Here is a 19,258-nt window from a genome sequence, read left to right on the forward strand (position 1 = left end):
TGAAACAATCAGATGCATTGAAAATAATGGACGAATTTCACCAATAAGCTTATTTTCAACATTCGTTGAAAAGGGCTCTGCCAATGAAACACTTCGAAGAAAGCTCCAGAGAGGCTTTGTGCAATCTCCTGCGCAAAGTGCCAATCATCGAAATAAAAAGCCTGGAAGCCGCGCCGCAGACAAAAGCCTGGAGCCCCGACTTCATCGTTGAAATAGCCATATCGGGTAAATCTCGCTCTCTGGTCTGCGAGGTTAAAGCCAGTGGGCAGCCCAGATTTGTAAACGCAGCCATCCTCCAGCTTCGTGACTACGTAAGTGCGTGGGACATTGATGTCACCGCTATCTTAATCGCCCCCTATCTCTCACCAGCTGCCAGGCAGGCATGTCGGAAAAAAGGTGTCGGTTACTTGGATCTGGAGGGTAATGCCTGGATTTCATTCGATGGCATATTCATCGACCATCAAGTTGCAGACAAACCGCCTGCAGAACATAGGGAGCTGAAGTCGCTCTTCAAGCCGAAATCAGCACAGATCCTTCGTGCAATGCTGCGCGAACCGGCCCATGCCTGGCGGGTAATTGAACTCTCCGAAGCGGCCAGCGCAAGCTTGGGCCAAGTCAGCAATGTGCGTACCGCCCTGCTTGATCGAGAATGGGGGCGGGTAACAAGCAATGGATTATTCCTATGCGATCCCCAGGCCCTTCTGGATGCATGGGTCGAGGCCTACGAACCTCCATCGGGGGAGCGTAAAAAGTTCTATACCACCTTACATGGCAGCGCCCTGGAAAATGCGGCACGGAGCGTTATTGGCGAACAAAGCAATGGGCGCATGCTTTTCTCCTCGTTTTCCGCCGCGCAATGGCTCGCGCCCTACGCCCGCGTGAACACGCAATACTTTTATGCGGACAGTGAAGGGCTGGATAGACTGATCGAGGCTTTACAGCTTGTCCCTGCATCCAAGGGCGAAAACGTGGTGATCACCGTTCCCAGGGACGAAGGACTTTTACTGGATACTGTCGAGGCAGCACCCGGCGTGCTGTGCACCAGCCCGGTTCAGACTTATCTGGATTTGACGGTGGCCGGAGAACGCGCAAAAGAAGCAGCTGAGTATTTACGTCAGGAAAAATTGACATGGCCCCGTTAGTGCCGCAAGAACCTCAATCTGCCTCGGACTATGAGGATAGGACCACGGCCGCAGTGAAGGCGGTGCTCGTCGAAATGGGCCAGATTCTGGGAAGTTTCAAAGGTAAGTTCGCAGTGATCGGGGGAGCGGTGCCATGGCTGCTCCTTGCCCATAATGACATGCAACATGTGGGTACGCTCGACGTCGACTTGAGCCTAGATGCAGAAGCACTTGGCGATGGCGAGTACGCAACACTGGTCGAGGCCCTGATGGGCAATGGGTATGAGCAAAGAGGAGAACTACGACGTTTCCAACTTGTTCGCCAGGTTCCCGTGGATGATGGGGGTGCCCCGATAAATGTGATCGTGGATTTCTTGATGCCTCGCGATGCCGAGATCATCCAAAATAAACCACCCATCCTCAATGACTTTGCGGTTCAACGCGCCGATGGCGCCGATTTGGCAACGCGGTTCTATCAGATGGTCGCCATTGAAGGCCCCATGCCAACTGGAGGCACAAATCGCGTCGAGGTTGCCGTTTGCTCTATCCCGGCACTGCTCGCGATGAAGGGTTATGCCCTTAACGGACGACATAAGCAAAAAGACGCCTACGACATCTACTATTGCGTCCGTAATTATCCAGGTGGCATAGCGGCACTCGCTGAAGAATGCCGCCCCGTCATTGAAACCGGAAGTGGCGAGCAAGGCTTTCTACACATCTGCCAAAAATTTGATGTGGCCGAAGGCTATGGCCCGACCTCTGTAAGGCGTTTCGTCGAAGACAGCCAAATCCTTGAGGATAGGACTCCGGACCAGTGGCAACAGGATGCGTTCGGACAAGTGGATGCTTTACTGCGCGCTCTTCGCCTTCGGGAGTGAGCACCACTGGACAAAAGGCCCTGTCTCGCAGGGCCTCCTAGTTAGTCTTTTAAACGCCGAACTGCGCCCGATAAGCCTCAACCGCCGGCAAATGCTGCTTGAGCTGCGGGTCGTCGGCCAAAAATTCCAGCACCTGGTTCAGCGACACGATGCTGATCACCGGAATGCCGAAGTCGCGCTCCACTTCCTGGATCGCCGACAATTCACCGTTGCCACGCTCCTGGCGGTTCAGGGCGATCAGCACACCGGCTGCCTTGGCGCCTTCCTGGGAAGCGATGATCTGCATCACTTCGCGGATGGCAGTGCCGGCGGTGATCACGTCGTCGATGATCAGCACATCGCCGGTCAGCGGCGCGCCGACCAGGCTGCCGCCTTCGCCGTGGGCCTTGGCTTCCTTGCGGTTGAAACACCAAGGCAGGTCGCGGTCGTGGTGTTCGGCCAGGGCGACGGCGGTGGTGGCGGCCAGCGGGATGCCTTTGTAGGCCGGGCCGAACAATACGTCGAACGGGATGCCGCTCTCGACGATGGCCGCCGCATAGAAACGGCCCAGCTGCGCCAGGGCGGCACCGCTGTTGAACAGGCCGGCATTGAAGAAGTACGGGCTGGTGCGACCGGACTTGAGGGTGAACTCACCGAAGCGCAAAACGCCGCGATCGATGGCAAAACGAATGAAATCGCGCTGATACGCCTGCATGAAAAAAGCCCCAAATACCACGGATTTAGCTAAATAGGTACACGCCGTGTATCATACACGCACGTGATTTTTGGGGCCATTTATGCGGATCATCAGTGTGAACGTCAATGGTATTCAGGCTGCAGTGGAGCGAGGTTTGCTCAGTTGGCTGCAAGCACAGAATGCCGACGTCATCTGCCTGCAGGACACCCGCGCCTCCGCCTTTGAACTGGACGATGCAGCCTTCCAACTGGATGGTTACTTCCTTTATGCCTGCGATGCCGAAGTCCCCGCCCAGGGTGGCGTGGCTTTGTACTCGCGGCTGCAACCGAAGGCTGTCATCAACGGTCTCGGTTTCGAGACGGCGGACCGCTACGGGCGCTACCTGCAAGCCGATTTTGACAAGGTCAGCATCGCGACCTTACTGCTCCCTTCGGGACAGAACGGCGATGAAGATTTGAATCAGAAATTCAAGTTAATGGACGACTTCGCCCGTTATCTGGATAAACAGCGACGCAAACGTCGCGAGTACATTTATTGTGGCTCGCTGTACGTGGCGCAACAGAAGCTGGATATCAAGAACTGGCGCGACAGCCAACAATCCCCAGGTTTCCTGGCGCCGGAACGGGCCTGGATGGACGAGATCATTGGCAACATGGGTTATGTCGATGCCCTGCGCGAAGTCAGCCGTGAAGGCGACCAGTACAGCTGGTGGCCAGACAATGAACAGGCCGAGATGCTCAACCTCGGCTGGCGCTTCGACTATCAGTTGCTGACGCCCGGCCTGCGCCGCTTCGTACGCAGCGCCCGCCTGCCGCGCCAACCACGGTTCTCGCAGCATGCGCCGTTGATCGTGGATTACGACTGGACGCTGACGATCTGAGTGTCGTTTGCGCAGCCACAAAAAAACCGACAGAGATGTCGGTTTTTTTGTGGCCACTGAAAATCAACTGTGGGAGCGAGCTTGCTCGCGATGACGGTGGATCAGCCAACATCAATATTGAATGAACAGCCGCTATCGCGAGCAAGCTCGCTCCCACAAAGGAACCTGATTGATCGTTATTTGACCAACCGCCAGGTAAACGGATACCGATACGGCTGCCCTTCATTCGCCTTCACGCCGCCAATGATGGTCAGCACCAGCGCACCAATGGCCACCAGGCCGAACAAGAAGAAGCCAATCACCACGACCATCAGCAGCAGACTGATCGCCGAGGCAATCGCCACGGTGATCTGGAAGTTCAGCGCTTCCTTGCCCTGGGCATCGATGAACGGGTCGGATTCGCGCTTGAGCTGCCAGATCACCAGCGGCCCGATCAGCGTACCGAACGGAATCCAGATCCCCAGCAAGGCGGACAGGTGACAGAACATCGCCCATTGACGCGCCTCCTTGCTGGGCTGGGGCAGTAGGACTTGCTCATCACTCATGACATTCTCCTTGTCTGAAGCGCGAAACAATTCAGTCAGCCAATGCGGCCTTTTGCAGTTCGAAAATTTCGTTCATGCCTTTCTTCGCCAACTCCAGCATAGCGTTCAATTCTTCCGGCTGGAACGGCGCGCCTTCAGCAGTGCCCTGGACTTCAATGAAGCCGCCAGCGCTGGTCATGACCACGTTCAGGTCGGTCTCGGCGGCGGAGTCTTCCAGGTAGTCCAGGTCCAGCACCGGCTCGCCCTGGTACATGCCCACCGACACCGCGGCAATCATCTGCTTGAGCGGATCGCCGCCCTTGAGGCCGCCACGCTTCTTGATCACTTTCAAGGCATCGACCAACGCGACCATGGCGCCGGTGATGGACGCCGTGCGCGTACCGCCATCGGCCTGGATCACGTCGCAGTCGACATACAGCGTCACATCGCCCAACTTGGACATGTCCAGCGCAGCCCGCAGCGAACGGCCGATCAGGCGCTGGATTTCCAGGGTCCGGCCGCCCTGCTTGCCACGGCTGGCTTCGCGCTGGTTCCGCTCACCGGTGGCGCGCGGCAGCATGCCGTATTCGGCCGTCAACCAGCCTTGGCCCTGGCCCTTGAGGAAGCGTGGCACACCGTTTTCGACGCTGACCGTGCAGATGACTTTGGTATCACCGAATTCGACCAGTACAGATCCCTCGGCGTGTTTGGTGTAGTTGCGGGTAATGCGGATCGAGCGAAGCTGATCGGCAGCGCGACCACTTGGACGTTTCATAGGGAACACCTGTACAGAGGACGGAAAACTGCCGAGCATTATAGAGCCGTGAATCGTCATAGGGCAGTTAAACGTAGCGCCGTTCTAAAAAGCCGACGCGAGCCAAGCCTCCCGAAGCCCCGGCCGACAGGTTGCAGCGCTTTGTCACACGCGCGGTTTGGGGCATGCGTCGCACTGCGCTACAATCCTGCGCCTTTGCTGCCCTTGGGCTTTTATTCACAGATATCAGGCTCCACGACCGCCGGTCGTGGCCGCCTCATTGCGAGGAACCTCCATGGTGCACAGCATGACCGCCTTCGCCCGCGTCGAAAAAGCCGGGGCCCAAGGCACGCTGAGCTGGGAACTGCGCTCGGTCAACAGCCGCTACCTGGAGCCACACCTGCGCCTGCCCGAGTCCTTCCGCGACCTGGAAGGCGGCGTGCGCGAGGCGCTGCGCCAGGGCCTGTCCCGGGGCAAGCTGGAATGCACCCTGCGCTTCACCGAAGAAAGCGCCGGCAAGACACTCCAGGTGGACCGCGAGCGCGCCGCGCAACTGGTGGCCGCCGCCGAAACCATCGCCAGCCTGATCAAAAACCCCGCCGCCCTGAATCCACTGGAAGTCCTGGCCTGGCCGGGTGTGCTGGTGGGCGATGCCAGCGACCCGCAAGCGCTGAACGCCGAGGCAATGGCGCTGTTCAACGAAGGGCTCAAGGAACTCAAGGCCGGCCGCGAGCGTGAAGGTGCGGAATTGGCCCGACTGATCAACGAGCGCCTGACGTCCATTGAAGAAGACGTCAGCACCCTGCGCGAGCTGGTCCCGCAGATGCTCGCCACCCAGCGCCAGAAAGTGCTCGATCGCTTCACTGACATGAAGGCCGAACTGGACCCGCAGCGCCTGGAACAGGAAATGGTCATGCTCGCGCAAAAGAGCGACGTGGCCGAAGAACTGGATCGCCTGAGCACCCACATCATCGAAGTTCGCCGGGTGCTCAAGTCCGGCGGTGCGGCCGGTCGCCGCCTGGACTTCCTGATGCAGGAGCTCAACCGCGAAGCCAATACACTGGGCTCCAAAGCCTTCGACCCGCGCAGCACCCAGGCTGCGGTCAACCTCAAGGTGTTGATCGAGCAAATGCGCGAACAAGTGCAAAACATTGAGTAAGGCTAACGACATGACCCACAGCACCGGCACCCTCTACATCATTTCCGCGCCCTCGGGCGCCGGCAAGACCAGCCTGGTCAAGGCCCTGATCGACGCTGAACCGCAGATCCGCGTCTCGGTCTCGCACACCACCCGCGCCATGCGTCCGGGCGAAGTGAACGGTGTGAACTATCACTTCGTCGACCGCGAAGAGTTCGTGAGGATGGCCGAACACGGCGACTTCCTGGAGCGTGCCGAAGTCTTCGGCAACCTTTACGGCACCTCGCAAAGCTACCTGCAGCAGACCCTGGACGAAGGCCATGACCTGATCCTGGAAATCGACTGGCAAGGTGCCGAGCAGGTGCGCAAGCTGATGCCCCAGGCTCGCTCGATCTTTATCCTGCCACCGAGCCAGCAGGCCTTGCGCCAGCGCCTGACCAACCGTGGCCAGGACAGCGACGACATCATCGAAGGCCGGATGCGCGAAGCGGTCAGCGAAATGAGCCACTACGTCGACTACGATTACCTGATCATCAACGACGATTTCGCCCACGCATTGGACGATCTGAAGGCGATTTTCCGCGCCAGCCAACTTCAGCAGAAACGCCAGCAGCAACGTTTCGGTAAATTATTGGCCGAATTGTTGGGCTGAAGGGCCCTTCCCAAAACCGCTGCGACGGCTTTACATTGGTACTCGCAGCGCGCCGAGGGGTTTGGTTAAAAAATCAGCGCTTCCCTAAACGCTGGTGTTTTTTTAAACTGTCGAGTCCGCTCGCCCAACCGGGCAGCGCGCATATTGCATTCGCTCCGAGGAATACCATGGCCCGCGTAACCGTTGAAGACTGCCTAGAACACGTGGAAAACCGCTTTGAGCTGGTCATGCTCTCTACCAAGCGTGCCCGTCAACTGGCCACCGGTGGCAAAGAGCCGTTGGTCCAGTGGGAAAACGACAAGCCTACCGTGGTAGCGCTGCGTGAAATCGCCGAAGGCCTGATGAGCTACGAGTTCATCGCCAACGCTGAAATCGTTGAAGACGAACCGCTGTTCGCAGCGTTCGAGGACGAGTCCAACGAGGCGGTCTAAGCCTATGCCTGGTCGACGTAGCACGGCGCGGGGTCACAGCAAACGGCAGGAGTCATCATCATGCCGAGCATAGACGCCCTCGCCGATCGCTTATCGGCCTACCTCGGCAAGGACCAGGTCAACCTGGTCCGCCGAGCCTATTTCTACGCCGAACAAGCCCACGACGGCCAACGCCGCCGCAGCGGCGAGGCGTACGTCACGCACCCGCTTGCGGTGGCGAACATTCTTGCCGACATGCACATGGACCATCAGAGCCTGATGGCGGCGATGCTGCATGACGTGATCGAAGACACCGGCATTGCCAAGGAAGCGCTGCAAGCGCAGTTCGGCGAAACCGTGGCCGAACTGGTCGACGGGGTCAGCAAACTGACCCAGATGAACTTCGAGACCAAGGCCGAGGCCCAGGCCGAAAATTTCCAGAAAATGGCCATGGCCATGGCGCGCGACATCCGCGTGATCCTGGTCAAGCTCGCCGACCGCTTGCACAACATGCGCACCCTGGAAGTGCTGTCCGGCGAAAAACGCCGACGGATCGCCAAGGAAACCCTGGAGATCTACGCGCCCATCGCCAATCGCCTGGGTATGCACGCGATTCGCATCGAGTTCGAAGACCTCGGCTTCAAGGCCATGCACCCGATGCGTTCGGCACGGATCAACCAGGCCGTCAAGCGCGCCCGGGGCAATCGCAAGGAAATCGTCAACAAGATCGAAGAGTCCCTGAGCCACTGCCTGGCCATCGACGGCATCGAAGGCGAAGTCAGCGGCCGGCAGAAACACCTCTACGGCATCTACAAGAAAATGCGCGGCAAGCGTCGGGCCTTCAACGAGATCATGGACGTCTACGCGTTCCGGATCATCGTCGACAAGGTCGACACCTGCTATCGCGTGCTGGGTGCTGTACATAATTTGTACAAACCGTTGCCGGGGCGCTTCAAGGATTACATCGCGATCCCCAAGGCCAACGGCTACCAGTCGCTGCACACCACGTTGTTCGGCATGCACGGCGTCCCGATCGAAATCCAGATCCGCACCCGTGAAATGGAAGAGATGGCCAACAACGGCATCGCCGCCCACTGGCTCTACAAATCCAGCGGCGACGAACAACCCAAGAACACCCACGCCCGTGCCCGGCAGTGGGTCAAGGGTGTGCTGGAAATGCAGCAGCGGGCCGGCAACTCCCTGGAATTCATCGAAAGCGTCAAGATCGACCTGTTTCCGGACGAGGTCTATGTCTTCACGCCCAAGGGCCGGATCATGGAGCTGCCCAAAGGCTCCACGGCCGTGGACTTTGCCTACGCGGTGCACACCGACGTCGGCAACAGCTGCATCGCGTGTCGGATCAACCGCCGCCTGGCGCCGTTGTCCGAGCCGCTGCAAAGCGGCTCCACGGTGGAAATCGTCAGCGCTCCCGGTGCCCGGCCGAATCCGGCGTGGCTTAATTTCGTGGTCACCGGCAAGGCCCGTACCCATATCCGCCACGCCTTGAAACTGCAACGCCGCTCCGAATCCATCAGCCTGGGCGAACGCCTGCTGAACAAAGTGCTGAACGGTTTCGACAGCTCCCTGGACAAGATCCCGGTCGAGCGCGTGCAGCTCATGCTCCACGAATACCGCCTCGAACTGATCGAAGACCTGCTCGAAGACATCGGCCTGGGCAATCGCATGGCCTACGTCGTCGCCCGCCGCCTGCTCGGCGAAGGCGAGCAATTGCCAAGCCCCGAAGGCCCGCTGGCGATTCGCGGCACCGAAGGCCTGGTGCTCAGCTATGCCAAGTGCTGCACACCGATCCCGGGCGACCCGATTGTCGGCCATCTGTCCGCCGGCAAAGGGATGGTGGTGCACCTGGACAACTGCCGCAACATCAGCGAAATCCGCCATAACCCGGAAAAATGCATCCAGCTCTCCTGGGCCAAGGATGTCACCGGCGAATTCAACGTCGAGCTGCGGGTCGAGCTGGAGCACCAGCGTGGTCTGATCGCCCTGCTGGCCAGCAGCGTCAACGCCGCCGACGGCAATATCGAGAAAATCAGCATGGACGAACGCGATGGCCGCATCAGCGTCGTCCAACTGGTGGTCAGCGTGCACGACCGCGTGCACCTGGCCCGCGTGATCAAGAAACTGCGCGCCCTGACCGGCGTCATCCGCATCACCCGGATGCGCGCATAGCGGCGCAATCAGGCCCACCCATTACAAGGAGTCATTCATGACCAAAACCGTTATCACCAGCGACAAGGCCCCAGCCGCCATCGGTACTTATTCCCAGGCGATCAAGGCGGGCAACACCGTGTACATGTCGGGCCAGATCCCACTGGACCCGAAAACCATGGAGCTGGTGGAAGGCTTCGAAGCCCAGACCGTGCAGGTGTTCGAAAACCTCAAGGCCGTGGCCGAGGCTGCCGGTGGTTCGTTCAAGGACATCGTCAAGCTCAACATCTTCCTCACCGACCTGAGCCACTTCGCCAAGGTCAACGAGATCATGGGCAAGTACTTCGACCAGCCTTACCCTGCCCGCGCCGCCATTGGCGTGGCAGCCCTGCCAAAGGGTGCGCAGGTTGAGATGGATGCCATCCTGGTCATCGAGTAAAAAGGCCGGCGCAGCCCACCCCTGCTGCGCCGTTTTCGTTCTGAAAGGATTCCACCATGCGCAAAGCGCTTGCTCTCTCGCTGGTCGCCCTGTTTCTGGGCGGCTGCGCCAGCGACCCTGCCGACCGTGACATCAGCGGCACCTGGATCAACCAGGCAGCCATCGACGCTGCCGCCAAAGGTGGCCCGCTTCGCGAGGCACTGCAGGGTTATGGCCCGAACCTGGAATGGGACGTCAACACCCGGGCTGGCCAGGCGCGCTACACCAACGGCTTTGAGAACGTCGAAGGCAAGTTACTGGGCGAAAAAGACGGTACGTGGAAAGTCGATTTCTACGGCAGCTCCGCCAGTGAACTGAAGCGCGACGGCAACCAGTTGAGCCAGGCCGCCACCGAGAACGAACCGCAGCAGGTGTTCGACCGGGCATCGGTCCAGGTACCAGAAGGCGCGCCAATCGGCGCCAGTTTCGAGCGAGCACTGTATGCCGCCTACCTGGGTGGCACCTGGAACATCGTCAACGGCCCCGGCCAAGGCGCCAGCGTGCAATTCCAGCCCGACGGCCAGGTCAGCGGCCTGCCGGGCGCCGATCGTTACGCCCTGTGCCTGGCCGGCGACTGCGCCTCCATGAGCGGCGGCAACGACAACATCTGGCTGCAACAGAACGGCCAGGGCAACACCTGGATCTTTGCCCGCGACGGCAAGAAGCTGGAAATTTTCCAGACCGTCAATGCGGCATTGGCCGATGAAATGCCTTCGTTCACGCCGGGTACTCGGCAGTGGCTGCTGGAAAAGCAATAGCACAACACCCTGTGGGAGCGAGCTTGCTCGCGATAGCGGTGTAACAGCCAACCTTGATGTTGACTGTTAGGGCCTCATCGCGAGCAAGCTCGCTCCCACAGGTGTTTTGAGGCGATTGGAAGTCAGCAGAGCCCTTCCAGAATCGCCGCATACCCCTCACGAAAACTCGGATAACGCGGCGTCCAACCCAAGGCCTTGGCCCGGGCATTGCTGCAGCGTTTGCTGCCGGCGCGGCGTACGCTGGCGTTTTCGGCCCATTGGGTGACGCCCATGTAGTCGCGCAGCCAGCCCACCACGTCGGCCAGCGCGGCGGGGGCGTCGTCGACGCCGATGTAACAGTCTTCCAGGTTTTTGCCCTGGCGATCGGCTTCCAGCAGGAATGCCAGCAGGCCCGCCGCATCGTCGGCATGGATGCGGTTGGCATACAGGGGTGGGTCTTCCACCACGCTATAGCCCTGGCGCACTTGGCTCAACAGCCATTCACGACCCGGGCCGTAGATGCCGGTCAAGCGCACGCGGCTGGCCGCAATGCCGCTGTCCAGCGCCACTTGCTCGGCTTCGAGCATCAGCCGTCCGGAATAACCACCGGCCTCAGTGGGCGAGGTTTCATCGACCCATTCGCCCTTCTGCTGCCCGTAAACACTGCTGCTGGACACAAAAAGCAAACGTTTTGGCTGTTGGCCATGCTGCTTCAACCAGCCCAACACATGCTGCAACCCTTCTATATAAGCCGCGCGATAACCCGCTTCGTCATGCTCGGTGGCGGCCGCGCTGTACACCAGGTAATCCAGGGGGCCGGCGGGCCAATCGGCCGGACATTGCTCGTTGAACAAGTCGCCCGTCACCCCGACAACCCCGGCCGGCAGGCGCGAAACCGTGCGCCGTAGCCCGTAGACCTGCCAATGGTCGGCCAACAACTGACTGGCCAGGCGGCCGCCGATATCACCGCAGCCGGCGATTAAAACAGAAGGCGCGGACATCAAAATCTCCTCTCGTAAAGCCGCAGACTAGCCTTCCCCAGGGATGAACGGCTAGCAATGCAGGAAAAAAAGATACTCTATTACTTTTGTTAACAAGAATTACTTGCAATAATGCCCGCCACTTTTGTTCTCGGCCCACGAGGCCTGGAAGAACATCAACCTTCTTTTCCTCTCAGGTCCGGCCAGCATGAAACGCTCTCAATCCTCCGCTTCGCCAACCAACCGACCTCGCGTCTGGAGTGCCATGGCAGCCCTGCTGCTCAGCCTGCTGCTGGCGCCCGCCGCCGCGTTCGCCGATGCACAGACACCCGCCACGGCACCGGCCACCGCCCCTGCCGCAACGGCCCCGGCGCCAGCCAACGCAGCGGCTCCCGTTGCCACACCGGTGGCCACCGATCCAGCCCAGGCCGTCGAAGCCGGCGCCGCAGACGCGCCGCCAGTGCTCGAAGCCGACAACTCCCTGGGCATGGCCCACGACCTGTCGCCCTGGGGCATGTACCAGAACGCCGACATCATCGTGAAAATCGTGATGATCGGCCTGGCCATCGCCTCGATCATCACTTGGACCATCTGGATCGCCAAAGGCTTCGAGCTGCTGGGCGCCAAGCGTCGCTTGCGGGGTGAAATCGCCGCCCTGAAAAAAGCCACCACCCTGAAGGAGGCCAGCGCCAGCGCCGCGAAAGAAGGCACCCTCGCCAACCTGCTGGTGCACGACGCGCTCGAAGAGATGCGCCTGTCGGCCAACAGCCGTGAGAAAGAAGGCATCAAGGAACGCGTGAGCTTCCGCCTCGAACGCCTGGTCGCCGCCTGTGGCCGCAACATGAGCAGCGGCACCGGCGTACTTGCCACCATTGGTTCCACCGCGCCGTTCGTCGGTCTGTTCGGCACCGTATGGGGCATCATGAACAGCTTCATCGGCATCGCCAAGACCCAGACCACCAACCTCGCCGTCGTGGCGCCCGGCATCGCCGAAGCCCTGCTGGCGACCGCACTCGGCCTGGTCGCAGCGATCCCGGCCGTGGTCATCTACAACGTCTTCGCCCGCTCCATCGCCGGCTACAAGGCCCAGGTCTCCGACGCCTCGGCTGAAGTCCTGCTGTTGGTCAGCCGCGACCTCGACCACCTTCCGCCCGAGCGCGGCTCGCAACCGCACATGGTGAAAGTGGGGTAATCGGCCATGGGCCTGCATTTGAAAGAAGGCGCAGACGACGATCTGGCCGAGAACCACGAAATCAACGTCACACCGTTCATCGACGTGATGCTGGTGCTGTTGATCATCTTCATGGTGGCCGCCCCGCTCGCCACCGTGGACATCAAGGTCGATCTCCCGGCCTCGACGGCCAAGCCATCGCCACGGCCGGAGAAACCGGTGTTCCTGAGCGTCAAGGCCGACCAGCGCCTGTTCCTCGGCGAAGACGAGGTCAAGACCGAAAGCCTCGGCGCGACCCTCGACGCCAAGACCCAGGGCAAGAAGGACACGACGATCTTCTTCCAGGCCGATAAAGGCGTGGACTACGGCGACTTGATGAACGTGATGGACGCCCTGCGCGCCGCCGGTTACTTGAAGGTCGGCCTGGTCGGACTCGAGACGGCGCCGAAGAAATGATCACGACGCGCCAAAAGCTGACGCGTTACAGCGGTAGCCTGGCCGTGGTGCTGGGCGTGCATGCGCTCGCCATCGCGCTGGCACTGAACTGGACGTCACGCCCGCCCATCGAATTGCCCCCCCAGGCCATGATGGTCGAGCTGGCGCCGGTTCCGGCCCCACCACCGCCTGCACCGCCGAAAGTCGTCACACCGCCGCAGCCTCCTGAGCCGGTCGAAGAACTGCCGCTGCCTAAGCTCGCCGAAGCGGCGAAGCCGGAGATCTCCATACCCAAACCGGTCAAGCCCAAGCCGAAGCCTCAACCGCCCAAGCCCAAGCCCGTGGAGAAAAAACCGGAGCCGCCGAAGGAAACACCGTCGGAGCAAAAGCCCAGCGATACCCCGCCCACCCCGGCACCGACCGAGAAATCCGCGCAGCCGGCCCCAGGCCCTTCGCCCGCTCAATCGGCAGCCAAGGCCAATTGGCAGGGCACGCTGCTGGCGCACCTGGGCAAGTACAAAAAGTACCCGCCCCGGGCCCAGCAGATGAACAAGGAAGGCATGAACCGCCTGCGTTTCGTGGTGGATGCCGAAGGTAACGTGCTGTCATACGAACTGGTGGGCAGCTCCGGCACCGACTCGCTGGACCGGGCCACCCTGGAAATGATCCGCAAAGCCCAACCGCTGCCCAAGCCACCGGCGGAGCTGCTGACCAACGGCACCATCGAACTGACGGCACCGTTTGTGTATTCCATCGAAAAGCGCCGACGCTGACCTCAAATTTGAAAGCCCCTGTAACAGGGGCTTCTTATTTTTGTGGAGATTTATCCGGGTGGGGGCTTTATCTGTGGCGAGGGGATTTATCCCCGCTGGGGCGCGTAGCGTCCCCAACCTGATCGATGCAGTCCAGCCTGATAGGTCTAGGTGTCTGGTTTAAGGGGTGCTTCGCACCCCAACGGGGATAAATCCCCTCGCCACAGATAAATCCCCTCGCCACACAGACATTGGACAGTGTCACAGCGCGCCTCCACTCTGATAACGTGCGTCTATCGATTGCAGCCGGTATGCTTGGCTCGCAACTTCATGGACGCTTGCTATGACCCTCACAGAATTACGCTACATCGTCACCCTCGCCCAAGAGCAGCATTTCGGCCATGCGGCCGAGCGTTGTCATGTCAGCCAGCCGACGCTGTCGGTGGGTGTGAAAAAGCTTGAAGACGAGCTCGGTGTGCTGATTTTCGAGCGCAGCAAAAGCGCCGTGCGCCTGACGCCGGTCGGCGAAGGCATCGTGGCCCAGGCGCAAAAAGTCCTGGAGCAGGCCCAAGGCATCCGTGAGCTGGCCCAGGCTGGCAAGAACCAGCTGACCGCCCCACTGAAGGTCGGTGCGATCTACACCGTCGGCCCGTATCTGTTCCCGCACCTGATTCCGCAACTGCACCGGGTTGCCCCGCAGATGCCGTTGTACATCGAAGAAAACTTCACCCACGTGCTGCGCGACAAACTGCGCAACGGCGAGCTGGACGCGATCATCATCGCCTTGCCGTTCAACGAAGCCGACGTCCTGACCCTGCCGCTCTACGACGAGCCGTTCTACGTCTTGATGCCGGCCCAGCACTCCTGGACCCAGAAAAAAACCATCGACGCCGCCCTGCTCAACGACAAGAGCCTGCTGCTGCTCGGCGAAGGCCATTGCTTCCGCGACCAGGTGCTCGAAGCCTGTCCGACCCTGACCAAGGGCAGCGAAGGCGCCAAGCACACCACGGTGGAATCCAGCTCCCTGGAAACCATCCGTCACATGGTTGCCTCGGGCCTGGGTATTTCGATCCTGCCGCTGTCGGCGGTGGACAGCCATCACTACGCCCCCGGTGTGATCGAAGTCCGTCCGCTGACGCCACCCGCGCCGTTCCGCACCGTCGCCATCGCCTGGCGCGCCAGCTTCCCGCGGCCCAAGGCCATCGAGATCCTCGCTGACTCGATCCGCCTGTGCTCCGTGGCCAAGCCGCCCGCTGGCAAGTAAGCCGCTGTCATGACTGAGCTGTCGAAGGTGCCGGTCACGACACTCAAGGGTGTCGGTGAAGCCATGGCCGAGAAATTGGCCAAGGTTGGCCTGGAAAATCTCCAGGACCTGCTGTTCCACCTGCCGCTGCGCTACCAGGACCGCACCCGCGTGGTGCCCATCGGCCATTTGCGGCCCGGGCAGGACGCGGTGATCGAAGGCACCGTCAGCGGCGCCGACGTGGTCATGGGCCGCCGCCGCAGCCTGGTGGTGCGGCTGCAAGACGGCACTGGCGGGCTCAGCCTGCGCTTCTATCACTTCAGCAATGCACAAAAGGAAGGCCTCAAGCGGGGCACCCGCGTGCGCTGCTACGGGGAGGCGCGGCCCGGGGCGTCGGGGCTGGAGATCTATCATCCGGAATACCGCAGCATCACCGGTGACGAGCCGCCGCCCGTGGATGAAACCCTGACCCCGGTCTATCCACTCACCGAAGGCCTGACCCAACAACGCCTGCGCCAGCTCTGCCAACAAACCCTGACCCTGCTCGGCCCCAGCAGCCTGCCCGACTGGCTGCCCACGGAGCTGGCCCGGGACTACCACCTGGCGCCGCTGGCCGATGCGATCCGCTACCTGCACCATCCGCCGGCCGATGCCGATGTCGACGAGCTTGCCCTCGGCCATCACTGGGCCCAGCACCGCCTGGCGTTCGAAGAACTGCTGACCCATCAGCTGTCGCAACAACGCCTGCGCGAAAGCCTGCGCTCCCTGCGCGCGCCGGCCATGCCCAAGGCCCGCGACCTGCCCGCTCGATACCTGGCCAACCTGGGCTTCACGCCCACCGGCGCCCAACAACGGGTCGGTAACGAAATTGCCTACGACTTGAGCCAGCCCGAGCCGATGCTGCGCCTGATCCAGGGCGATGTCGGTGCCGGCAAGACCGTGGTCGCCGCCCTCGCCGCGCTCCAGGCCCTGGAAGCGGGGTACCAAGTGGCGTTGATGGCGCCCACCGAGATCCTCGCCGAACAGCACTTCATCACCTTCCAGCGCTGGCTCGAACCGCTGGGCATCGAAGTCGCCTGGCTGGCCGGCAAGCTCAAGGGCAAGAACCGTGCAGCCGCACTGGCGCAGATCGCCGAAGGCGCACCGATGGTGGTCGGTACCCACGCGTTGTTCCAGGACGAAGTGCAATTCAAGAACCTGGCGCTGGTGATCATCGACGAACAACACCGCTTCGGCGTGCAACAGCGCCTGGCCCTGCGGCAGAAAGGCGTGGGCGGACGGATGTGTCCGCATCAGTTGATCATGACCGCCACGCCGATCCCGCGGACCCTGGCCATGAGCGCCTACGCCGACCTCGACACCTCGATCCTCGACGAACTGCCCCCCGGCCGCACTCCGGTCAACACCGTGCTGGTCACCGACACCCGCCGGGTCGAAGTGATCGAGCGCGTGCGCAGCGCCTGTGCCGAAGGGCGGCAGGCCTATTGGGTGTGCACGCTGATCGAAGAGTCGGAAGAATTGACGTGCCAGGCCGCCGAAACCACCTTTGAGGACCTCACCGCCGCCCTCGGCGAGTTAAAAGTCGGGCTGATCCATGGGCGGATGAAACCGGCCGAGAAAGCCGCCGTCATGGCCGAATTCAAGGCAGGGGCCCTGCAATTGCTGGTCGCCACCACGGTGATCGAGGTGGGGGTCGATGTGCCCAACGCCAGCTTGATGATCATCGAGAACCCCGAGCGCCTGGGCCTGGCGCAGTTGCACCAGTTGCGCGGGCGTGTCGGCCGGGGGAGCGCCGCCAGCCATTGCGTGTTGCTGTATCACCCGCCGCTGTCCCAGATCGGTCGCCAGCGGCTGGGCATCATGCGCGAAACCAACGACGGCTTTGTCATCGCCGAAAAAGACCTCGAACTGCGCGGCCCCGGTGAAATGCTCGGCACGCGCCAGACCGGTCTGCTTCAATTCAAGGTAGCCGACCTGATGCGCGACGCCGATCTGCTCCCTGCCGTACGCGACGCCGCCCAGGCTTTGCTGGAACGCTGGCCCGACCACGTCAGCCCGCTGCTGGACCGCTGGCTGCGTCATGGGCAGCAATATGGCCAAGTGTGAGCACGCTCTCAGTTTCCGGACGCACCTGCCCGGCAAGCTGGTTATACTGCTGAACTTGTAGGAAAACGGATACAGACCATGACTGAAGCTGCCCTCGTCCCAGAATCCCCGCACGCTCCGTCTGTTATTCGGCTGCTGCTCGAAAAACTGGGCATCGCCTTTGACGAAGTGCTCGAGCGACCAGGCCTGAACCCCGCTCGCAAAGTGCAAGCTGTCCTGCTGCACGATGCCGTTGGCGCGCTCATGGTGCTGTTTCCACAAAGCCAGTTGCTGGACCTCAACCGCCTGGCCGAACTCACTGGACGAAAACTCACGGCGGTGCCGACCGACCGCCTGGAACGCATGCTCGGCAAGCACAGCCTGAGCCTGCTGCCCGGCCTGCCGGCGCTGACCAGCTCCCCCTGCCTGTACGAAGAAAGCCTGCTGCGTGAGCCGAAGCTGCTGATCAACTCGGGCGAGCCGGGGCTGCTGCTGGAAGTCACCAGCGAAGCGTTCAAGAGCATGCTCACCAAGGCCAGCGCCGCGACGTTCGGCGAAGCCGTGAGCAACATCACCCCCAACCTGGACCGCCCGCACGACGACCGCGCGGAAATCACCCAGGCCGTGCAGGCGTTTACCGCCCGGCGCATCCAGCAACGGCTGGAAGAAACCATCGAGATTCCGCCCCTGGCCGAAACCGCCCAGAAAATCATCAAGCTGCGGGTCGACCCGGACGCCACCATCGACGACATCACCGGCGTCGTCGAAACCGACCCGGCCCTGGCTGCACAAGTGGTGAGCTGGGCCGCCTCGCCGTACTACGCCTCACCGGGCAAGATTCGCTCGGTGGAAGACGCCATCGTACGGGTGCTGGGCTTCGACCTGGTGATCAACCTGGCGCTCGGCCTGGCCCTGGGCAAGACGCTGAGCCTGCCCAAGGACCACCCGCAACACACCACGCCGTACTGGCACCAGTCGATCTACACCGCCGCCGTCATCGAAGGCCTGACCCGCGCCATGCCGCGCCCCCAGCGCCCCGAAGGCGGCCTGACCTACCTGTCCGGCCTGCTGCATAACTTCGGCTACCTGCTGCTGGCCCACGTCTTCCCGCCGCACTTCTCGCTGATCTGCCGGCACCTGGAGGTCAACCCGCACCTGTGCCACAGCTACGTGGAACAGCACCTGCTGGGGATCAGCCGCGAGCAGATCGGCTCATGGCTGATGCGCTACTGGGACATGCCCGACGAACTGGCCACCGCCCTGCGCTTCCAACACGACCCGCACTACGACGGCGAATACGCCGCTTACCCGAACCTGGTGTGCCTGGCCGTACGCCTGCTGCGCTCCCGGGGCATCGGCACCGGCCCGGATGAAGAAATCCCCGACGCACTGCTGGAGCGCGTAGGACTGTCTCGGGACAAGGTCAATGACGTGGTCAGTAAAGTGCTCGAGGCCGAAGCGCTGCTGCGTGAACTGGCTTCGCAGTTCAGCCACGGCTGAATAGACTCACCTGGCTTGTGCAGGTAAGTGAAGCTCTTGTGGCGAGGGGATTTATCCCCGCTGGGCTGCGAAGCGGCCCTAAAACCAACCTCCCCACTCAGGCAGGCTAAACACAGTCAACCTTTTTGGGCCTGCTGCGCAGTCCAGCGGGGATAAATCCCCTCGCCACAAGTATCGCAGCACCTCAGATCTTCGCTTTGGCTTTCTTCGGCTTCAAGTACTTGGTCAGCCCCTGGAACCAGATCACCAGCGCCGGGTTGCCCTTGATCTGGATCGACTGGTCCTGGATCCCCGTCATGAATGCCAGTTGCTTGTTCCTGGCCTGCATCGTGGCGAAGCCATAGGCGGCGTCCTTGAAGGCGATGGAGAATGCCGGCGTCGGGTAGGTGCCGGACTGGCTGGTGATGCGCTGGTTTTTCACCGTGAAATGCCGGGCGACTTTGCCGTCCAGGGTTTGCAATTGGAACACCAATTCCTTATCGCCCAACTGCTGTTGGAACGCCGGATTGCTCCGGCTGGCCTTGCCCATCAACAGCCCCAGCATCCACAGTAGAAAACGAAATTTCATGGGCACCGCCTCGTGAAGAAAGATGAATGGCTGGCAGTTTAGCGATTCCGCGACGGAACGCCATCATCGGATCGCTTTAGCGGAAGATGGATTAGTTTTCTTGCATGATG

20 protein-coding genes are annotated in these 19,258 nt (G+C 61.3%); 15 read left to right on the top strand and 5 right to left on the bottom strand.

The window, feature by feature from the left end:
- Nucleotides 1–83 precede the first annotated feature (83 nt).
- Together LOY70_RS29050 and LOY70_RS29055 are read left to right on the top strand one after the other, a co-directional pair.
- Nucleotides 84–1,142: a type IV toxin-antitoxin system AbiEi family antitoxin gene (locus tag LOY70_RS29050; RefSeq protein WP_265032045.1), complete on the top strand. Its 1,059-nt coding sequence runs from the start codon at nucleotides 84–86 to the stop codon at nucleotides 1,140–1,142.
- Nucleotides 1,130–1,999, top strand: a complete 870-nt coding sequence (locus LOY70_RS29055; protein WP_265032046.1) for a hypothetical protein — start codon at nucleotides 1,130–1,132, stop codon at nucleotides 1,997–1,999. Before LOY70_RS29050 ends, LOY70_RS29055 begins: the two co-directional genes overlap by 13 nt.
- A gap of 49 nt (nucleotides 2,000–2,048) precedes the next feature.
- On the opposite strand, the gene pyrE is transcribed toward LOY70_RS29055, so the two are convergent.
- Nucleotides 2,049–2,693 carry an orotate phosphoribosyltransferase gene (gene pyrE / locus LOY70_RS29060; protein WP_123416291.1) on the bottom strand — a complete coding sequence of 215 codons (645 nt, stop codon included), beginning with the start codon at nucleotides 2,691–2,693 and terminating at the stop codon, nucleotides 2,049–2,051.
- An 82-nt stretch (nucleotides 2,694–2,775) separates the two neighbouring features.
- Here pyrE and LOY70_RS29065 point away from each other — a divergent pair, with 82 nt between their 5' ends.
- The gene (locus LOY70_RS29065; RefSeq protein WP_013694557.1) at nucleotides 2,776–3,555 is read left to right on the top strand and encodes an exodeoxyribonuclease III; all 780 of its coding nucleotides are present in this window, start codon (nucleotides 2,776–2,778) and stop codon (nucleotides 3,553–3,555) included.
- A 176-nt stretch (nucleotides 3,556–3,731) separates the two neighbouring features.
- On the opposite strand, the gene LOY70_RS29070 is transcribed toward LOY70_RS29065, so the two are convergent.
- Nucleotides 3,732–4,100, bottom strand: a complete 369-nt coding sequence (locus LOY70_RS29070) for a DUF4870 domain-containing protein (RefSeq protein ID WP_265032047.1) — start codon at nucleotides 4,098–4,100, stop codon at nucleotides 3,732–3,734.
- A 31-nt stretch (nucleotides 4,101–4,131) separates the two neighbouring features.
- Entirely contained in the window at nucleotides 4,132–4,854 is a 723-nt protein-coding gene (rph, locus tag LOY70_RS29075; RefSeq protein WP_003177262.1) for a ribonuclease PH, read from the bottom strand.
- 274 nt (nucleotides 4,855–5,128) lie between these two features.
- On the opposite strand from rph, the gene LOY70_RS29080 reads away from it, so the two are divergent.
- The 6 genes from LOY70_RS29080 (at nucleotide 5,129) to LOY70_RS29105 (ending at nucleotide 10,435) form a co-directional block, all read left to right on the top strand.
- Nucleotides 5,129–5,992 carry a YicC/YloC family endoribonuclease gene (locus LOY70_RS29080; protein WP_265032049.1) on the top strand — a complete coding sequence of 288 codons (864 nt, stop codon included), beginning with the start codon at nucleotides 5,129–5,131 and terminating at the stop codon, nucleotides 5,990–5,992.
- 10 nt (nucleotides 5,993–6,002) lie between these two features.
- Nucleotides 6,003–6,623 (top strand): guanylate kinase, encoded by a 621-nt coding sequence (gene gmk / locus LOY70_RS29085; RefSeq protein ID WP_123343525.1) that lies wholly within the window; start codon nucleotides 6,003–6,005, stop codon nucleotides 6,621–6,623.
- A 167-nt stretch (nucleotides 6,624–6,790) separates the two neighbouring features.
- Nucleotides 6,791–7,054 carry a DNA-directed RNA polymerase subunit omega gene (gene rpoZ, locus LOY70_RS29090; RefSeq protein WP_003177259.1) on the top strand — a complete coding sequence of 88 codons (264 nt, stop codon included), beginning with the start codon at nucleotides 6,791–6,793 and terminating at the stop codon, nucleotides 7,052–7,054.
- A 60-nt stretch (nucleotides 7,055–7,114) separates the two neighbouring features.
- Complete coding sequence (spoT, locus tag LOY70_RS29095; RefSeq protein ID WP_025216138.1) at nucleotides 7,115–9,220, top strand: bifunctional GTP diphosphokinase/guanosine-3',5'-bis pyrophosphate 3'-pyrophosphohydrolase; 2,106 nt, start codon at nucleotides 7,115–7,117, stop codon at nucleotides 9,218–9,220.
- Nucleotides 9,221–9,257: 37 nt separating this feature from the next.
- Complete coding sequence (locus LOY70_RS29100) at nucleotides 9,258–9,638, top strand: RidA family protein (protein WP_014340863.1); 381 nt, start codon at nucleotides 9,258–9,260, stop codon at nucleotides 9,636–9,638.
- Between the two features lie 56 nt (nucleotides 9,639–9,694).
- A complete protein-coding gene (locus tag LOY70_RS29105; protein ID WP_265032053.1) occupies nucleotides 9,695–10,435 on the top strand; it encodes a hypothetical protein in 741 nt (246 codons plus the stop codon).
- Nucleotides 10,436–10,557: 122 nt separating this feature from the next.
- Here LOY70_RS29105 and LOY70_RS29110 read toward each other — a convergent pair whose 3' ends face one another.
- Nucleotides 10,558–11,415 (bottom strand): SDR family oxidoreductase, encoded by an 858-nt coding sequence (locus LOY70_RS29110; protein ID WP_265032054.1) that lies wholly within the window; start codon nucleotides 11,413–11,415, stop codon nucleotides 10,558–10,560.
- A 187-nt stretch (nucleotides 11,416–11,602) separates the two neighbouring features.
- Here LOY70_RS29110 and exbB point away from each other — a divergent pair, with 187 nt between their 5' ends.
- The 6 genes from exbB (at nucleotide 11,603) to LOY70_RS29140 (ending at nucleotide 18,580) form a co-directional block, all read left to right on the top strand.
- Nucleotides 11,603–12,586, top strand: coding sequence for a tonB-system energizer ExbB (gene exbB / locus LOY70_RS29115; protein WP_265032056.1), 984 nt, complete (start codon nucleotides 11,603–11,605; stop codon nucleotides 12,584–12,586).
- A 6-nt stretch (nucleotides 12,587–12,592) separates the two neighbouring features.
- Nucleotides 12,593–13,021, top strand: a complete 429-nt coding sequence (gene exbD / locus LOY70_RS29120; RefSeq protein ID WP_025216142.1) for a TonB system transport protein ExbD — start codon at nucleotides 12,593–12,595, stop codon at nucleotides 13,019–13,021.
- Nucleotides 13,018–13,773, top strand: a complete 756-nt coding sequence (locus tag LOY70_RS29125; protein WP_123343521.1) for an energy transducer TonB — start codon at nucleotides 13,018–13,020, stop codon at nucleotides 13,771–13,773. Before exbD ends, LOY70_RS29125 begins: the two co-directional genes overlap by 4 nt.
- A gap of 322 nt (nucleotides 13,774–14,095) precedes the next feature.
- Entirely contained in the window at nucleotides 14,096–15,016 is a 921-nt protein-coding gene (locus tag LOY70_RS29130; protein ID WP_265032058.1) for a hydrogen peroxide-inducible genes activator, read from the top strand.
- A gap of 9 nt (nucleotides 15,017–15,025) precedes the next feature.
- A complete protein-coding gene (recG, locus tag LOY70_RS29135; protein ID WP_060740038.1) occupies nucleotides 15,026–17,101 on the top strand; it encodes an ATP-dependent DNA helicase RecG in 2,076 nt (691 codons plus the stop codon).
- Between the two features lie 78 nt (nucleotides 17,102–17,179).
- A complete protein-coding gene (locus LOY70_RS29140) occupies nucleotides 17,180–18,580 on the top strand; it encodes an aminoacyl-tRNA deacylase and HDOD domain-containing protein (RefSeq protein ID WP_265032061.1) in 1,401 nt (466 codons plus the stop codon).
- 184 nt (nucleotides 18,581–18,764) lie between these two features.
- On the opposite strand, the gene LOY70_RS29145 is transcribed toward LOY70_RS29140, so the two are convergent.
- Entirely contained in the window at nucleotides 18,765–19,148 is a 384-nt protein-coding gene (locus LOY70_RS29145; protein ID WP_265032062.1) for a helicase, read from the bottom strand.
- Between the last annotated feature and the right edge of the window lie 110 nt (nucleotides 19,149–19,258).

It is taken from the genome of Pseudomonas sp. B21-054, assembly GCF_026016345.1.
In the GTDB taxonomy this organism is placed as follows: Bacteria; Pseudomonadota; Gammaproteobacteria; order Pseudomonadales; family Pseudomonadaceae; genus Aquipseudomonas.

Excerpts from the sequence above, each read along its gene's own strand:
- LOY70_RS29050 (WP_265032045.1), top strand. The coding sequence starts at position 84 with ATGAAACACTTCGAAGAAAGCTCCAGAGAGGCTTTGTGCAATCTCCTG.
- LOY70_RS29055 (WP_265032046.1), top strand. The coding sequence starts at position 1,130 with ATGGCCCCGTTAGTGCCGCAAGAACCTCAATCTGCCTCGGACTATGAG.
- pyrE (WP_123416291.1), bottom strand. The coding sequence starts at position 2,693 with ATGCAGGCGTATCAGCGCGATTTCATTCGTTTTGCCATCGATCGCGGC.
- LOY70_RS29065 (WP_013694557.1), top strand. The coding sequence starts at position 2,776 with ATGCGGATCATCAGTGTGAACGTCAATGGTATTCAGGCTGCAGTGGAG.
- LOY70_RS29070 (WP_265032047.1), bottom strand. The coding sequence starts at position 4,100 with ATGAGTGATGAGCAAGTCCTACTGCCCCAGCCCAGCAAGGAGGCGCGT.
- rph (WP_003177262.1), bottom strand. The coding sequence starts at position 4,854 with ATGAAACGTCCAAGTGGTCGCGCTGCCGATCAGCTTCGCTCGATCCGC.
- LOY70_RS29080 (WP_265032049.1), top strand. The coding sequence starts at position 5,129 with ATGGTGCACAGCATGACCGCCTTCGCCCGCGTCGAAAAAGCCGGGGCC.
- gmk (WP_123343525.1), top strand. The coding sequence starts at position 6,003 with ATGACCCACAGCACCGGCACCCTCTACATCATTTCCGCGCCCTCGGGC.
- rpoZ (WP_003177259.1), top strand. The coding sequence starts at position 6,791 with ATGGCCCGCGTAACCGTTGAAGACTGCCTAGAACACGTGGAAAACCGC.
- spoT (WP_025216138.1), top strand. The coding sequence starts at position 7,115 with ATGCCGAGCATAGACGCCCTCGCCGATCGCTTATCGGCCTACCTCGGC.
- LOY70_RS29100 (WP_014340863.1), top strand. The coding sequence starts at position 9,258 with ATGACCAAAACCGTTATCACCAGCGACAAGGCCCCAGCCGCCATCGGT.
- LOY70_RS29105 (WP_265032053.1), top strand. The coding sequence starts at position 9,695 with ATGCGCAAAGCGCTTGCTCTCTCGCTGGTCGCCCTGTTTCTGGGCGGC.
- LOY70_RS29110 (WP_265032054.1), bottom strand. The coding sequence starts at position 11,415 with ATGTCCGCGCCTTCTGTTTTAATCGCCGGCTGCGGTGATATCGGCGGC.
- exbB (WP_265032056.1), top strand. The coding sequence starts at position 11,603 with ATGAAACGCTCTCAATCCTCCGCTTCGCCAACCAACCGACCTCGCGTC.
- exbD (WP_025216142.1), top strand. The coding sequence starts at position 12,593 with ATGGGCCTGCATTTGAAAGAAGGCGCAGACGACGATCTGGCCGAGAAC.
- LOY70_RS29125 (WP_123343521.1), top strand. The coding sequence starts at position 13,018 with ATGATCACGACGCGCCAAAAGCTGACGCGTTACAGCGGTAGCCTGGCC.
- LOY70_RS29130 (WP_265032058.1), top strand. The coding sequence starts at position 14,096 with ATGACCCTCACAGAATTACGCTACATCGTCACCCTCGCCCAAGAGCAG.
- recG (WP_060740038.1), top strand. The coding sequence starts at position 15,026 with ATGACTGAGCTGTCGAAGGTGCCGGTCACGACACTCAAGGGTGTCGGT.
- LOY70_RS29140 (WP_265032061.1), top strand. The coding sequence starts at position 17,180 with ATGACTGAAGCTGCCCTCGTCCCAGAATCCCCGCACGCTCCGTCTGTT.
- LOY70_RS29145 (WP_265032062.1), bottom strand. The coding sequence starts at position 19,148 with ATGAAATTTCGTTTTCTACTGTGGATGCTGGGGCTGTTGATGGGCAAG.